This is a genomic window from Pseudarthrobacter sp. NKDBFgelt (genome assembly GCF_046097905.1).
Taxonomy (GTDB): domain Bacteria; phylum Actinomycetota; class Actinomycetes; order Actinomycetales; family Micrococcaceae; genus Arthrobacter; species Arthrobacter polychromogenes.
The window spans coordinates 22,910-37,520 of record NZ_JBJURL010000003.1 but is presented as its reverse complement, the minus strand read 5'-3'; the positions used below and the strand labels follow the sequence as shown (position 1 = coordinate 37,520).

Sequence of the window (14,611 nt, the reverse complement as noted above, 5' to 3'; positions counted from 1 at the left end):
GGGCGTTAGCTGGTGGTTCCCTGAGCGAGCGCGGTTGCCAGGTACGGGGCGGTGCGGCTTTCGGCGGAAAGGGCGACGGCGGCAGGTGTCCCGGTTGCCATGATCCGGCCGCCCTTGTCCCCTCCTGACGGGCCGAGGTCAATGACCCAGTCGGCGCCGGCAACCACGGCCATGTCGTGTTCAACCACCACCACTGAGTTGCCGGCGTCCACCAGGCCATGGAGCTGTGCCATCAGGAGCTGCACGTCGGCGGGGTGCAGGCCGGTGGTGGGTTCATCCAGGAGGTAGAGGCTGTGGCCGCGCTGTGCCCGCTGCAGCTCGGTGGCCAGCTTGATGCGCTGGGCCTCCCCGCCTGAGAGCTCCGTGGCCGGCTGCCCCAGCCGCAGGTAGCCCAGGCCAACATCCCGCAGGCTCTTGAGACTCCTGGCCGCAGCGGGCACGGCGGCCAGGAACCCGGATGCGGCATCAACCGTCATGGCCAGGACCTCGGCGATGTTCCGCCCGCGGTACTGCACCTCAAGGGTCTCAGGGTTGTAGCGGGACCCGGCGCACTCCGGGCACGGGCCGTAGCTGCCGGGCAGGAAGAGCAGTTCGACGGCGACGAACCCCTCGCCCTGGCAGGTTTCGCAGCGCCCGCCTGCCACGTTGAAGGAAAACCTCCCGGCGCCGAAGCCGCGGGCCTTGGCCTGCTCCGTGGCGGCGAATTCCTTGCGGACGGCGTCGAACAGCCCGGTGTAGGTGGCCAGGTTGGACCGCGGGGTCCGGCCGATGGGCTTCTGGTCCACAGTCACCAGGCGGTCAATGCGGTGACTGCCGAGGACGCTGCCCAGCTCCAGGGGCTCCGCGGCCCCATCCTGCTCCACGGGGGTCCTGAGTCCGGAGCCGACAGCCTCGCCCAGGACCTTGCTCACCAGCGTGGACTTGCCGGAGCCGGACACCCCGGTGACCGCCGTCAGCACGCCCAGGGGGAACTCGGCATCCAGCCCGCGAAGGTTGTGCCGGGTGATGTCCTTCAGCTCCAGCCATTCCTCAGGTTCCCTGGCCCCGCCGGCACCGGAACCACCGCGCGGGACGGATCCGCCGTCGTCGAACAGGAACGGTCTGGTGACGGACTCCTCAACCGCGGCGAGACCGCCAACCGGCCCGCTGTAGAGCACTTCGCCGCCGCCTTCGCCGGCGCGGGGGCCCACGTCAACCAGCCAGTCCGCCCTGCGCACCACATCCATGTTGTGTTCCACCACGAACACCGAGTTGCCGGAGGACTTCAGCTGCTCGAGCACCTCCAGGAGCGGCTCGGCGTCGGCCGGATGAAGCCCGGCGGATGGCTCATCCAGCACGTAGATCACACCGAACAGGCCGGACCGCAGCTGCGTGGCAATCCTGAGCCGCTGCATCTCGCCCGGCGAAAGGGTGGGGGTGGCCCGGCCGAGCGCCAGGTAACCGAGCCCGAGGTCCAGCAGGACCGTGATGCGCTGGAGCAGGTCCCGGGTGATGGCCACAGCCACCTCGTTGGACTCTCCGGAAAGCTGAGTGCGGGAGGCCGTGCCGGCGTCGTCCAATACAGCGGTGGGACGGACAACCTCGGCGAGCTCCACCATGGGGAGCCCGTTGAGTTCCGCAATGGTCCTGCCCGCAAACGTGACGGCCAGGGCCTCGGGCACCAGGCCCGTCCCGGAACAGCGGGGGCACGGCCCGGACTCCATGTAGGCCAGCACGCGGTCACGCATGGAGGCGCTCTGCGAATCAGCCAGCGTATGGAGGACATAGCTCCTGGCGCTCCAGAACCGCCCCTTGTAGGGTTTGGCCACGCGGTCGCGCTGCGGGGTCACCTCCACCACGGGCTGTTCCTCGGTGAAGAGGATCCAGTCACGGTGTTTTCTGGGCAGCTTGCGCCACGGGACGTCGACGTCGTAGCCCAGGTGGGTGAGGATGTCCCTCAGGTTCTTTCCCTGCCAGGCGCCCGGCCAGGCCGCGATGGCGCCGTCGCGGATGGTCAGGGACGGATCCGGGACCAGCGAGGACTCTGTCACGGTGTGCGCGACGCCCAAGCCGTGGCATTCCCGGCAGGCGCCGGCGGCGGTGTTGGGGGAGAAGGCGTCAGAGTCCAGCTGGGTGCTGCCGGCCGGGTACGTGCCCGCCCGGGAGAACAGCATGCGGAGGGAGTTGGAGAGCGTGGTGACGGTTCCCACCGTGGACCGGCTGCTGGGAGCGCCGCGGCGCTGTTGAAGGGCGACGGCGGGCGGCAGCCCGCTGATCAGCTCCACCTTGGGGTTGTGCCCCTGCTGGATCAGGCGGCGGGCGTACGGGGCGACGGATTCGAAGTAGCGCCGCTGGGCCTCGGCATAGATGGTGCCGAACGCCAGGGAGGACTTGCCGGACCCGGAGACGCCGGTGAACGCCACGATCGCATCGCGCGGGACATCCACATCCACGTTGCGGAGATTGTTTTCGCGGGCTCCCCGGACCCGGACAAAGCCGTCGGTGGCCGGGGCAGGAACCGGGTACTGCAGGTCATCAGCGTGCTTAGCGTTCTGCATTGGTTCGACTCTAGTGGTGATTCCGGCGCGGGGCATTATCCTGACCCGATGGATAACTTTGCCGGCGGCACTGCCGTGCCCGAAACAGAACTGGACGCAGCAGAGCTGGAAGTCCCCGCCAGGATCCTTCCGGTGGCCGAGCTGCACCTGCACATTGAGGGAACCCTCCAGCCGGAGCTGATCTTCGCGCTCGCGGAGCGGAACGGCATCGCGCTCCCGTATGCAGGCCTGGACGAGCTCCGGGAAAGGTACGAGTTCACGGACCTGCAGTCCTTCCTCGACCTGTACTACGCCAACATGGCCGTGCTGCAGACGGAGCAGGACTTCGCCGATATGACCCGCGCCTACCTTGAGCGGGCCGCTGCCGCAGGGGTGCGGCATGCCGAAATCATGATGGACCCGCAGGCGCACCTCTCGCGCGGAATCCCGCTGGAAACGTGCGTCAACGGCGTTGCGTCCGTCCTGGCCACGTCCCAGGAGGAGTTCGGGATCTCCACGCTGCTGATTGCGGCCTTCCTGCGTGACCTCTCCGAGGAATCCGCGCTGGAGGTCCTGGACGGCCTGCTGGCCATGAACGCTCCGATTGCTGCCATTGGTTTGGACTCCGCCGAGGTGGGAAACCCGCCGTCCAAGTTCGAGCGGCTCTATGCGAAAGCCCGCGAGGCTGGGCTGCGGCTGACCGCGCACGCAGGGGAGGAGGGGCCGGCGTCGTACATTATCGAGGCCCTGGACATCCTGGGCGTGGAGCGGATCGACCACGGCATCCGCTGCATGGACGACCCGGATTTGGTGGAGCGCCTCGTGGATGCCCGCATCCCGCTGACGGTGTGCCCGCTCTCCAACGTCCGGCTCCGGGCTGTGGACACCCTGGCAGACCACCCCCTTCCCGCCATGCTGGCAGCCGGCCTGAACGTGTCCGTGAACTCCGATGATCCGGCCTACTTTGGCGGCTACGTGGATGATAACTTTGCCCAGCTTGGGGCGGTCTTTGAGCTCTCTGACTTCGACAAGGCCAGGCTCGCCGCGAACTCCATCCACTCGTCCTTTGCTTCCGAGGAGCGGAAGGCTGAGCTGCTGGATGAACTGAATAGCGGGGATGTGGCGCACCCGTAACGTGTCCGAGGCAACAGCAGTGGCCTCGTACCGCTAAACTGGGTGCCGCAGGCGTGTCTGGGAAGTGCAGTGCGGCACCCATGTCAGCGCTCAGGGGTTGTGCAGCCAGCCCGTTTCCCGAGACCTCAGCCTCACTTGTTGGGACGTCCGCTTAATAGTCGGTCACGACACGCAGTGTTAACCATTTCAAGTCGCGCGATTTAACGGGCAGTTGGCAAGATGCCTAAGACCGATCGCTTTTATAAAGGGGAATCATGGCCAAGTCCACCGCAGAAAACACCTTCCTTCGACTCAAGACCGTATTGGATGTCCTGACCGAAGGTGTGTGGTCCGGCGATGCACTGAACGCGGGCCAGGTCCTCGCCGAGGCAACGGCCAGGGTGCCGTTCAATGAGCATGAGGCCGAGCTGCTCAGCGGCGGCATTCCCCGCGGCCACAAGACGCTCACCTCGGCCACGGCAAAGCTGGTCAAGGCCGGCTGGCTGGTCAAGGGCCGCTCCGGCTGGACCATCACCGACGAAGGCATGCGCGCCACGGTCGCCTTCCCGGATGCGGTTTCCTTCGCCAGCGCGCTCGACGCCGGCACGCCCATCCCTGCCGACGTCCAGGTTCCCACTGCTCCTGAGGGCTTCGTCCGGAAGACCACCGCGGTTCCCGAAACGGCAGCTGCCGCCGCGGAACCCAAAAAGGCCACTAAGAAGACACCTGCCAAGAAGGCCGCCGCCGCCGTTGGCAAGGCAGCCAAGGTACTTGAGGACGCCGTCGAACCCGTGGTGAAGGCTGTCCGCAAGGGCAAGGCCCCGGCCACGACGGAGGCAGCTGCTGCCCCCGCAGCGCCCGAGGCGTTTGAGGACGCGGACGTCGAGACGCACCCGCAGCCCGAAGCCGTGGCTGTTGCCGGTGACTTCAACACCATCCTGGGTGCGCCCGAAAACTGGGCTCCGCAGTACGACGAAGCGCAGATGGAATTCGACTTCCTGGACCAGATCTGGAAGAAGAGCGCCGAACTTCCCGCCGGTTTCTACACCTTCAAGATCGCCATCAACCGCTCCTGGGATGAGAACTACGGCGCTTACGGCACGTTCGACGGCCCCAACCACGAACTGCACCACGCCGGCGGCACCGTCACCATCCGCTACAACCACAGCACCCGCGACATCACCATCAACTAACGGGTTGCCCTTCAGCCCAACTAGGTAGCGCTAAGTGTCGTTTTGGAGGCTCAAAACGACACTTACTGCTACCTAGTTGGGAGGGACGGCGCCGACTCAGGGGAGGCACCATGGCGAGGCACGCAGGTCCGTCATCCGGGGCGCCTGAGGGGCCGGACAACGACGCTGCGGCGGGCCCGCCTGAAGGGGATGCCGTCCGGCTGGAGGCGCGCGTTTTCGGCATGGTGCAGGGGGTGGGCTTCCGCTTCTGGACCATGGGCAAGGCGGAGGAACTGGGCCTGGGAGGCGAAGTGACGAATCTCGGCGACGGTTCGGTCGCCGTGGTTGCCGAGGGCCCCGAGCCACAGGTCCGGGCGCTTCTCGACTGGCTGAATTCCCGAAACACCCCCGGCCGGGTGGAGCGGGTTGAGGACTCGCTCTCCGTAGCGCAAGGCAACTTCCGCGGGTTCAGGGCCCGCTGACAGGTATTTCCCGTCAGGCGCGCGGGCTAAGGCCCAGGAACGCGCCAAGTTCCTCCAGGGCTGCGGGCCGGTGCGGCATGTAGCTCGTGAGCTCGGCGGAGCGGATGATGACTGCCCGCCACTGCCCTCGCGACACCGCAACATTGATCCGGTTCCTGTTCAGCAGGAACTCCGCTCCCCGCGGTGCTTCAGCCACGGCCGAGCACGCCATGGACACGAGCACCACGGGTGCTTCCTGCCCCTGGAACTTGTCCACCGTCCCCACCCGGACCTGCGGCAGGCCGGCTTCCTCCAGTGCCTTGCGGACCAGATGGACCTGGGCGTTGTAGGCGGCCACCACCAGCAGGTCCTGCTGCCCGAGGGGCCGGAACTCATTCTCGGCGCCAGGCTTCCACTTCAGGCCCAGGTGCCGCCGTGCCTGCCGGACCACTTCAGCGGCCTCCTCCCGGGATGCGGTGGTATTGCCGGAGTGCCCCACGAACACGGTTTCGACGCCGGGCGGCAACTCCTCAAGGCTGCGCAGCGAAGCCGCCGGTGCGGACCGCAGCTTTCCTTCATAGCTGAGCCGTGACACCGAACGGCACAGGTCCGGATGCATCCGCCAGCTGTCTGCCAGGAAGTAGCCAAGGCTCGCGGGCAGGGTGGCATGGCCCGCGGCCAGCCAGCCCAGCGCCGATTCATCCACCGGCTCCGGGTGGGCGCCCTGGGTGACCTGGGGCAGCTGCTGCGGATCACCGAGCAGGAGGAGCCGCTTGGCCGCCCGCGCAACGGCAAGGGTGTTGGCCAGCGAAAACTGTCCAGCCTCGTCGATCACCAGGAGGTCCAGAGAGCCCGCCGGGAGTTCCTTGCCCGTCATGGTCCACGCGGTTCCGCCCACCAGGCAGCCGCCGGGCGATGCGAGCAGCCGGGCGACGTCGCCGTCGGCCGTCCGGGTCCAGGGGACGTCGTGCGGCGCAGCCAGCTTCTTGGCCACGGCCGAGGGGGAGACGTCGCCCGTGTCGATGGCACGGCAGAGCAGGTTTTCCACCACGTTATGCGACTGGCCCACCACGCCGATCTTCCAGCCGCCGGCCACCAGGCTGCCGATGACGTGGGCGCCCACGTACGTCTTTCCGGTTCCGGGTGGACCCTGGACGGCCAGGTAGGAGTGCTCAAGATCCCGGAGGGACGCCGTGATGGCCGCGGAGTAATCCGGGGAGCCCACGGTGTCATGGCGTACCTCCACCGGGCCGGGGAGGGTGCGGAACCGCGGGGCCTTTTTCCGCAGGATGTCCAGCCCGGGGTGGGCTGGCAGCGTCGGTACGGAGGAACCAACCGTGCGGGCAAGCTCGGCGATGGCAGCCTCAATGCTGGTGGTGGCCAGCGGCTGGTCCTCGGTGAGGGCGACCGGAAGGTGCGGGTATGCGGCCACCTTTCCGGTCTCCCGCTCGGCAACGGTGATGATGGTGTGCTCCGGGTTGTCAGGCGCCGGGGCGACGTCGCTGATCCTCGTTCCAAAGGAGAAAGCCCGTGCGCCGGGAGCAGCATCCGGGACGGCCATTCCTTCCGGTGGCGGCGCGTCGTAGAGCCGGCACCACGTGGAGTCCGCGCGGAAGTCCGAGCCCTCCGTCATGGTGCCGCGCAGCCGGAGGGTCCGGGTACGCATCCGTTCCCGGGGTTTGGCCAGCGCCCAGTCCGAGGCAACCTCCGCCGACGACACCAGGAACACGTTCCGCTGGTCCGCCCAGTTCTCGACCGGTGCCTCCACCCGGTCGAAGTGCTGCCACCAGAACTGCTTGCGTTCGCGGCGGTGGTAGCCGGTGGCGGCGGCCACCATGGCGATGGCGCGTTCGTCGTCAGTCCAGGCCCGGTCCTCCGGCAGGCCTGCCAGGTATTCGCGCAGAGCGGTTTCCTCAGGCGTTTCCTGAGCCGCTTCCGGGAGTGTTTCCTGTGTCGTTTCCTGAGCCGGTTCCCCTGCCGCCGCTGGCTGGCGGGCCTCGGCCTCTCCGGCTGCCATCCCGCCGGCCTGCCTGGCGACGTCCACTAACCAGTCCCGAAGCCGGAGCGTGGACAGGCAGTCGTAGTGGTTGTAGTCGGAGATGGACGCCAGGACCTTTCCTGCCTCGGCGTGATCCCCCGCGTCCCTGGCCGCGCAGTAGGCGGCGTAGGCCACCACGGACGCGCCGGCGTCTTTGACGTCACCCGAGCGAAGGTTGCTGCCCATGTACAGCGGTTCCAGTTTCTTGATGGAGTAGGACGCCTCAGAGATGCGCAGCGACTGCCGGACCGTGGCGTAGAGATCCACCAGCAGCCCTTCCCGCAGCCAGGAGTCCACGGTGTCCTCCCCGGCCTGGTGTGCCAGGGAGAGGTTGCGCAGGGCCGTCTTTTCATAGGCGGCGTAATGGTAGACGTGCATGTCCGGGTAGCGGGCGCGGCGTTCTTCCACGTACGCGAGGAAGTCCAGGAAGGCGCGGCGCTCCTCGGACCGGGAATGGGCCCAGAACGGGCGGAACACGGGATCACCGACATGGTCCGCGGCCGGCGCCTCAACAACGCCGAACAGGTACTCGATGCCCCAGGCGCCGGTAGCCGGATCCTGCCAGAGGGGATCGCCCTCGAAGTCGAAGAAGATGTCCCCCGGGCTGGACGGTGGGAGCAACCCTATGGTGTTGTCAGGCAGGACGGTGAACGAGACGGTGTGGGGCCCGCCGTCCTGGGTGAAGGTCCGGGACCCCGCCACGGCGTCCAGTCCCAGTTGCATCCGCGCCTGGGCGCGCAGCCGGACCACGGAATTCCTGGCGTCCGCGGCAGGCATCGCCGCCAGTTCATCGATGGTGGTGATGCCTGCCGCATGCAGCTTCTTCCGCTGCACCACGGACATTCCAGCCACCATCAACAGGTCCCGGTGCGCCTGGACCTGCTCGGCGCAGTAGTCGCACCGGCCGCAGTGGACGATCCCCGGTTGCTGCCACTTCACAGTGGCTTCACCTGCCCTGTGCTCCGCGGTCAGCTCGCGGAAGCGCCGCCGCCGTTCGCGGAAAACCGGCAACAGGTCCGGGAGGGAGTGGCTGCTGCGGAGCCAGTCTTCGCCCACGCGGGTCCCCAGGACCAGGGTGACCACCGGCGAGGGGTCCAGCCCCATCCCTAGCAGTTGGTCGCCGTAGGCCGCGAGCTGCAGGAGGGCGCCCACCTTGGCGTGCCGTGCAAGTTTGGTGTCCCAGACCTCATACCGGCCCGGGCTGCCTGTGCCCGCGGCCTCGTTGACCAGGAAGTCCGCGTAGCCCAGGAACTCCCCGTCAAAGAAGGTGGCCTGGAACACCACGTCAGCCCCGGACCGCAGAGCGAGCTCGGTCTCCGCATGCTTGGCCTGCAGGTCCCCGCGCAGGTTCTGGCCGCGTTCGAGCGAATAGACGCCGGCGCCGCGGCTGGCATCCCACTCTCCGTACCGTGCAACCAGGCTGGCCAGGACGGTCTGTTCGTGCCGGTCGCCCAGCTCGCCGGCGCGGACCTGCATCTCGTCCGCAGGGAACTCCGCCTTGGCAGTGCGGCCCAGCTTCTCGTCCAGGATCCGGAGCGTGCGGTACTCACACTCGCTGGCGGCAACCAGGTCGCTGGCCGAAAACACCAGGTCCGGCGGCGCGCCGGCCTCTGCGGCTTCGAGCAAGAACACGGGGCCTCCCCATCGACAGCCGGGCTGTCATCGCCAGGCTGTTATTGCCAGAACCAGGGACTGTTCCCCTGGCCTGGTCCAAACGTAGCAAGGGGCGCTGACAAACAGACAAGCTTCAAAGTAGGTAGCAGTAAGTGTCGTTCTGAGCCCTCAAAACGACACTTACTGCTACCTAGTTGGGTGGGACGATCAGTTTTCGGCGGCCGCCCGCACCTGGGCTTTGTCGTGTTCGTCGTGGGCTTTCCGCAGCAGGTCAAGGAACTCGGTCTCGTTGCGGATGAGCCGCTTGTACTTCTCCGGAAGCTTGCGGATCTCGTTCTCCTCGCGGCACATCGCGGCGAAGATCTTGTCCCGCTCGTTCATGTCCGTCTCGTAGTTGAGGTCCAGGTACTCGACGGCGTGCCGCCGGGCGCCGGAAACGGCATTCTTGGCCTTGCCCTTGGGGCTGAAGATGGACGCCAGGACCGTGATCACCAGGACGCCGAGGATGACGCTTAGCGAAACGCCTGTGCTGACCTCCACCACGCTGACGTGCTCGCCGTCGTTGATGAACGGCAGGGTGTTCTCGTGCAGGGCGTGCAGGATGAGCTTCACGCCGATGAAACCCAGGATGACGGCGAGGCCGTAGGACAGGAAGATCAGCCGGTCCAGCAGTCCGTCGATCAGGAAGTAGAGCTGGCGCAGGCCCATGAGGGAGAACGCCGTGGCCGTGAAGACGATAAAGACGTTCTGTGTCAGGCCGAAGATCGCCGGGATGGAGTCCAGCGCAAACAGGATGTCCGTACCGCCGATTGCCACCATCACCAGGAGCATCGGGGTCAGGACGCGCTTGCCGTTCTCAACGGTGAACAGTTTGTCGCCGTCGTAGTGTTCCGACGCCGGCAGGAACTTCTTGGCGAGCCGGACCACCAGGCCCTCGGAGTCGTCGTCGTGGCTGCCCGGCTTGAGCAGGTTGCCTGCAGTGATCAGCAGGATCAGGCCGAAGATGTAGAACACCCACGCGAAGCTGTTGATCAGCGCAGCGCCCAGGAGGATGAATCCCGTGCGGGCGATCAGGGAGAAGACGATGCCGAACAGCAGCACCTTCTGCTGGTCCGCGCGGGGTACCCGGAAGCTGGCCATGATGATCAGGAACACGAAGAGGTTGTCCACGGACAGTGCCTTCTCTGTGATGTATCCGGCGAAGTATTCGGTACCCATCGTGGGTCCGCCAAACAGCAGTACGCCCAGTCCGAAGAGCACCGCGATGCCCACATAGATCGAGGACCAGACGGCAGCTTCCTTGAGGGTGGGCGTGTGGGCCTTGCGCACATGGAAGAAGAAATCGAAAGCCAGCAGGCCCACGATCCCGGCAATGGTCAGGGTCCAAACATAAGCAGGTACTTCCATGCTGCGGGCCTTTCGTCGGAGTCTCCTTAAAGCCTACCCACCTATGCCGGCTTCAGGAGTTCGTGTTCCACAACGGCTGCGCGCGAGAGGGTCTTGTAGCCCTCGTGTTCGAACAGGACGGTGATGACGTCGTCCTCGTGCCGCATCACCAGGCCCGGTCCCCACACCTTGTGGACCACGGCGGACTGGAGCGGGAACGGTTCCGCCGCCCGGCCACCCGAGGCGGCGCCGCCGTCGTCCGCCCTGTCACTTGCGGGGTGCCTGGCGGCGTCGGCGCAGGCATCACAGTTGCCGCACGCCTCCGCCAGCTCCTCGCCGAAATAGCCCAGCAGGAACTGGCGGCGGCAGCCGTCCGCCTCGGCGTAGGCGCGCATCATGGTGAGCCGGGACTGGTCAACGCGCTGGCGGGCTTCGCCGAGTTCGACGGCGCCGCGCACCAGGGCGGGCAGCTTGGCTTCGGAGGCGAGCCGGACACCGCGCTTGCCAAGTGCCACGGCGCCGGTTTCCTCCAGCTGGTTCAGCAGTCCGGTGATGCGCCGGGCGGGAAGCCCCGTGAGATCAGGCAACGATGACTTGGGCGTGGGCCCGCCCGCTGCCTTCAGTACTTTCAGCAGAGCCAGTAGCGAGTCGGGATCCGGGGAGTGGGTGGCGAAGAACTTCCGCAGCCCCAGGTCCTCTGACCGGTAGTGCAGCACCGCGGCCGCCGATTCCCCGTCACGTCCGGCCCGGCCGATCTCCTGGTAGTAGGAGTCCAGCGACTCCGGAATATCCGCATGGACCACGAAGCGCACGTTGGGTTTATCGATCCCCATGCCGAAAGCAGTAGTGGCCACCACCACGTCGAGCTGATCGTCCAGGAACTGTTCGTGGATGTGCTCCCGGTCCGCCGCGGAACGGCCGGCGTGGTAAGCCTCCGCGCGCAGCCCCTCCCTGCACAGCTTGGCGGCGTACTTCCCGGTGTCCTTGCGGGTGGCGGCGTAGAGGAGCCCATGCCCGTTTTGGGCCAGGGCGGCCACCTGCTTCAGCACGGCCTTGCGCTTGTCCTTGTCCTCGTGGTGGCGCACGACGTCCAGCCTGATGTTGGGCCGGTCGAATCCGCGGACCAGGACCAGCGGGTCCTTCATGCGCAGCCGTTCCACGATTTCGTCCCGGACCGGGGGTGATGCGGTGGCGGTGAGGGCGGCAACGGGAGGATTGCCGAGCTGTTCGCGGACGTGGCCCAGGCCGAGGTAGTCGGGGCGGAAATCGTGGCCCCAGGACGAGACGCAGTGGGCCTCGTCCACCACGAACAGGGAAATGCCCAGGGCTGCGATGCGGTCCACGGTCTTGTGCTTGGCCAGCTGCTCCGGGGCCAGGAACAGGAAGGTGGCCGTGCCGCTTTCCATCGCCTGCCAGGCCGCGTCCACCTCGGAATCACTGCGGGAGGAGTTGACGGCCACCGCCGCACCCGGACCCAGGTCCGCTTCCAGCCCCTCCAACTGGTCCTCCTGCAGGGCAATGAGCGGGGAGACCACGACGGCGGGACGTCCCGTGGTGCCGTGCAGGTGCTGCGCCGCGACCTGGTAGATCGCGGACTTGCCATAGCCGGTGGGCATGACGGCCAGGACGTCGCGGCCGGCGGCGAGGGCTGCCATGCCGGCCAGTTGGCCGTCCCGCAGGCGGGGGAGGGAGAAAGAGGATGCCGCGAGGGCGGCAAGGGCAAGATCGTCGGACATGGGGGCGCTCCGCACAGAGAGGTTCCTCCGGCCGCTTGCTTCAGCCAAGGTAACCAGCCTAACGCCAGCCGCGTGCCGCCGTCGTCCGTTACCCATGCTGCCGGCCGGGCGGGGGAGCCGCCCTCCTTGACTTCCCCGCCACCCTGAACAAGTGTGGGAACGGAACCGGCCCGCCGAAACATCGGAAGATGGCCGCGCCTGCAGAACGCAAGGAGAACCAGCCGTGACGCGCAAGAATCCCGAAGTTGAAGAGGCCGACGAATCCGACATTGAAGTCAGCGGCCACCCGAAGACATGGGCAGCGGGAGTCCCGGGCGTCTACCATTCCATGCAGCCCGCGCTGAAGCACATGGGCCTGGAACGGTCCAGGAAGACACTGCTGGCGCTGAACCAGAAGGACGGGTTCGACTGCATGAGCTGCGCGTGGCCGGACCCGGGCCACCGCAAGACGTTCGAATTCTGCGAAAACGGCGCCAAGGCCGTGACGTGGGAGGCCACCCCGGTGGTGATCGGCTCCGACTTCTGGCAGGAGCACCCCGTCAGCGAACTGCTGAAGCGCTCCGAATACTGGATGGGCATGCAGGGACGCCTGACCGAGCCGGTGTACAAGCCCGCCGGGGAGGACCACTACCGGCCCGTCAGCTGGGACGAAGCGTTCGGAATCATTGCGGACAAGCTGAAGTCCCTGCCCAGCCCGGACCAGGCAGCCTTCTACACCAGCGGCCGCACGTCGAACGAGGCCGCCTTCCTCTACCAGCTGTTCATCCGCGGGTACGGCACCAACAACCTGCCGGACTGCTCCAACATGTGCCACGAGTCCTCCGGCTGGGGCATGGGCCAGACCATCGGCGTGGGCAAGGCCACGGTTTCCTATGACGACTTCGCCAAGGCTGACCTGATCATCATCATGGGCCAGAACCCTGGAACCAACCATCCGCGGATGCTCACCGCACTGGAGGAGGCGAAGGAAGCGGGTGCAAGCATCGTGGCGGTCAACCCGCTGCCCGAGGCCGGACTGATGCGCTACAAAAACCCGCAGAAGGTCAAGGGCGTCATCGGCCGCGGCACCGATCTGGCGGACCAGTTCCTCCATATCCGGATCGGCGGGGACATGGCGCTGCTGCAGGCGGTGTCCCGGCGGGTCCTCGACGCCGAGGCCGCGAATCCGGGAACCGTGCTGGACCATCAGTTCCTCGAAGAACACTGCCAGGGCCTCGAGGAACTCCGGGCGCACCTTGCCGAATTGGACGAAGCAGCGGTCCTGGAAGCCACCGGCCTGCGGGCCGAGGAAATCGACGAACTGGCCGACCGCTACCTCCGTGCGGAGAAGGTCATCATCACGTGGGCCATGGGCATCACCCAGCATAAAAAGGGTGTGGCCACCATCAAGGAGATCATCAACCTGCTGCTGCTGCGCGGCAATATCGGCAAGCCGGGCGCGGGCGCCTCACCCATCCGCGGGCACAGCAACGTCCAGGGGGACCGCACCATGGGCATCTGGGAGCAGATGCCGCCGGCGTTCCTGGACGCCCTGGGCAAGGAGTTCAGCTTCGAACCGCCGCGGGAGCACGGGGCGGACGCGGTGGAAACCATCAGGCAGATGCGCGACGGCGGGATCAAGGTTTTCATCGCTATGGGCGGCAACTTCGTGGGTGCCATGTCAGACACCCGGGCTGCCGAGTCGGCAATGGCCGGCACGGACCTCTCCGTTCAGATTTCAACGAAACTCAACCGCTCCCACGCCGTGACCGGCTCCGAGGCGTTGATCCTGCCCACGCTGGGCCGCACCGAAATCGACATGCAGGAGTCCGGCCCGCAGTTCGTCTCGGTGGAGGACACGGTCTGTGCCGTGCACGCCTCCCACGGCACCGTTGCACCGGTGGCCCCGCACCTGCTCTCCGAAGTGGCGATTGTCTGCCAGCTGGCGCAGCGTGTGCTGGGAGACAGGATTTCCGCAGACTGGGCCGGATTCCAGAAGGACTATGACCTGATCCGCGAGCATATTTCCCACGTGGTGGTGGGCTGCGAGGACTACAACCGGAAGATCCGGCAGGAAGGCGGCTTCGTCCTGCCCAACGGGCCCCGCGATTCCCGCACGTTCAACACGCCCACCGGCAAGGCCATGCTCACGGTGAACGAACTGGAGCATGTGGAGCGCCCGGCCGGCACCCTGATCCTGCAGAGCATGCGCTCGCACGACCAGTTCAACACCACCATCTACGGCCACAACGACCGGTACCGGGGGATCAAGAAGGGCCGCGAGGTGGTGTTCGTGAATCCGGAGGACCTGGCCGAGCTGGGCCTGGAAGACGGGCAGCACGTGGACGTGCGCGGGGTGTATCCGGACAACGTGGAACGGGTCCTGCGGAACTACCGGCTGGTGTCCTACCCGTCCGCACGCGGATGCGCGGCCGCCTACTATCCGGAAGCGAACGTCCTAGTGCCGCTGGAGAGTGTGGCGGAAGGCAGCCAGACGCCGGTCTCCAAAGCCGTGATCGTAAAGCTGGAGCCCGTTACCGCGCTCGAGGAGGAGCCGACCGCCGCGGGCTAGGGTGTCTGGCCCGCACGAGCGGCC

Annotated in this window: 8 protein-coding genes; 4 read left to right on the top strand and 4 right to left on the bottom strand. The window is 66.8% G+C overall.

Annotated elements, in window-relative coordinates:
- Window positions 1-5: 5 nt before the first annotated feature.
- Window positions 6-2,537 carry an ABC transporter gene (locus ACKAE7_RS01410; protein ID WP_408978327.1) on the bottom strand — a complete coding sequence of 844 codons (2,532 nt, stop codon included), beginning with the start codon at window positions 2,535-2,537 and terminating at the stop codon, window positions 6-8.
- 48 nt (window positions 2,538-2,585) lie between these two features.
- Between ACKAE7_RS01410 and ACKAE7_RS01405 the strand changes: the two genes are divergently transcribed.
- The 3 genes from ACKAE7_RS01405 to ACKAE7_RS01395 all read left to right on the top strand — a co-directional run bounded on the left by ACKAE7_RS01405 (window position 2,586) and on the right by ACKAE7_RS01395 (window position 5,283).
- Window positions 2,586-3,650, top strand: a complete 1,065-nt coding sequence (locus ACKAE7_RS01405; RefSeq protein WP_408978326.1) for an adenosine deaminase — start codon at window positions 2,586-2,588, stop codon at window positions 3,648-3,650.
- Window positions 3,651-3,904: 254 nt separating this feature from the next.
- Window positions 3,905-4,822 (top strand): glycosidase, encoded by a 918-nt coding sequence (locus ACKAE7_RS01400; protein WP_188811208.1) that lies wholly within the window; start codon window positions 3,905-3,907, stop codon window positions 4,820-4,822.
- Window positions 4,823-4,932: 110 nt separating this feature from the next.
- Window positions 4,933-5,283: an acylphosphatase gene (locus ACKAE7_RS01395; protein WP_408978325.1), complete on the top strand. Its 351-nt coding sequence runs from the start codon at window positions 4,933-4,935 to the stop codon at window positions 5,281-5,283.
- Between the two features lie 13 nt (window positions 5,284-5,296).
- Here ACKAE7_RS01395 and ACKAE7_RS01390 read toward each other — a convergent pair whose 3' ends face one another.
- From ACKAE7_RS01390 to ACKAE7_RS01380, 3 genes are all read right to left on the bottom strand, one after another.
- Window positions 5,297-8,932: a TM0106 family RecB-like putative nuclease gene (locus ACKAE7_RS01390; RefSeq protein ID WP_408978324.1), complete on the bottom strand. Its 3,636-nt coding sequence runs from the start codon at window positions 8,930-8,932 to the stop codon at window positions 5,297-5,299.
- Window positions 8,933-9,121: 189 nt separating this feature from the next.
- On the bottom strand, window positions 9,122-10,321 hold the full coding sequence (locus tag ACKAE7_RS01385) for a TerC family protein (RefSeq protein WP_190611281.1): 1,200 nt from the start codon (window positions 10,319-10,321) through the stop codon (window positions 9,122-9,124).
- A 41-nt stretch (window positions 10,322-10,362) separates the two neighbouring features.
- Window positions 10,363-12,036, bottom strand: coding sequence for a RecQ family ATP-dependent DNA helicase (locus ACKAE7_RS01380; RefSeq protein WP_408978360.1), 1,674 nt, complete (start codon window positions 12,034-12,036; stop codon window positions 10,363-10,365).
- 223 nt (window positions 12,037-12,259) lie between these two features.
- Between ACKAE7_RS01380 and ACKAE7_RS01375 the strand changes: the two genes are divergently transcribed.
- Window positions 12,260-14,587: an FdhF/YdeP family oxidoreductase gene (locus tag ACKAE7_RS01375; RefSeq protein WP_408978323.1), complete on the top strand. Its 2,328-nt coding sequence runs from the start codon at window positions 12,260-12,262 to the stop codon at window positions 14,585-14,587.
- Window positions 14,588-14,611: the final 24 nt, after the last annotated feature.

Bases quoted from the DNA above. Each gene is read 5' to 3' on its own strand.
- ACKAE7_RS01410 (WP_408978327.1), bottom strand. From the start codon at position 2,537: ATGCAGAACGCTAAGCACGCTGATGACCTGCAGTACCCGGTTCCTGCC.
- ACKAE7_RS01405 (WP_408978326.1), top strand. From the start codon at position 2,586: ATGGATAACTTTGCCGGCGGCACTGCCGTGCCCGAAACAGAACTGGAC.
- ACKAE7_RS01400 (WP_188811208.1), top strand. From the start codon at position 3,905: ATGGCCAAGTCCACCGCAGAAAACACCTTCCTTCGACTCAAGACCGTA.
- ACKAE7_RS01395 (WP_408978325.1), top strand. From the start codon at position 4,933: ATGGCGAGGCACGCAGGTCCGTCATCCGGGGCGCCTGAGGGGCCGGAC.
- ACKAE7_RS01385 (WP_190611281.1), bottom strand. From the start codon at position 10,321: ATGGAAGTACCTGCTTATGTTTGGACCCTGACCATTGCCGGGATCGTG.
- ACKAE7_RS01380 (WP_408978360.1), bottom strand. From the start codon at position 12,036: ATGTCCGACGATCTTGCCCTTGCCGCCCTCGCGGCATCCTCTTTCTCC.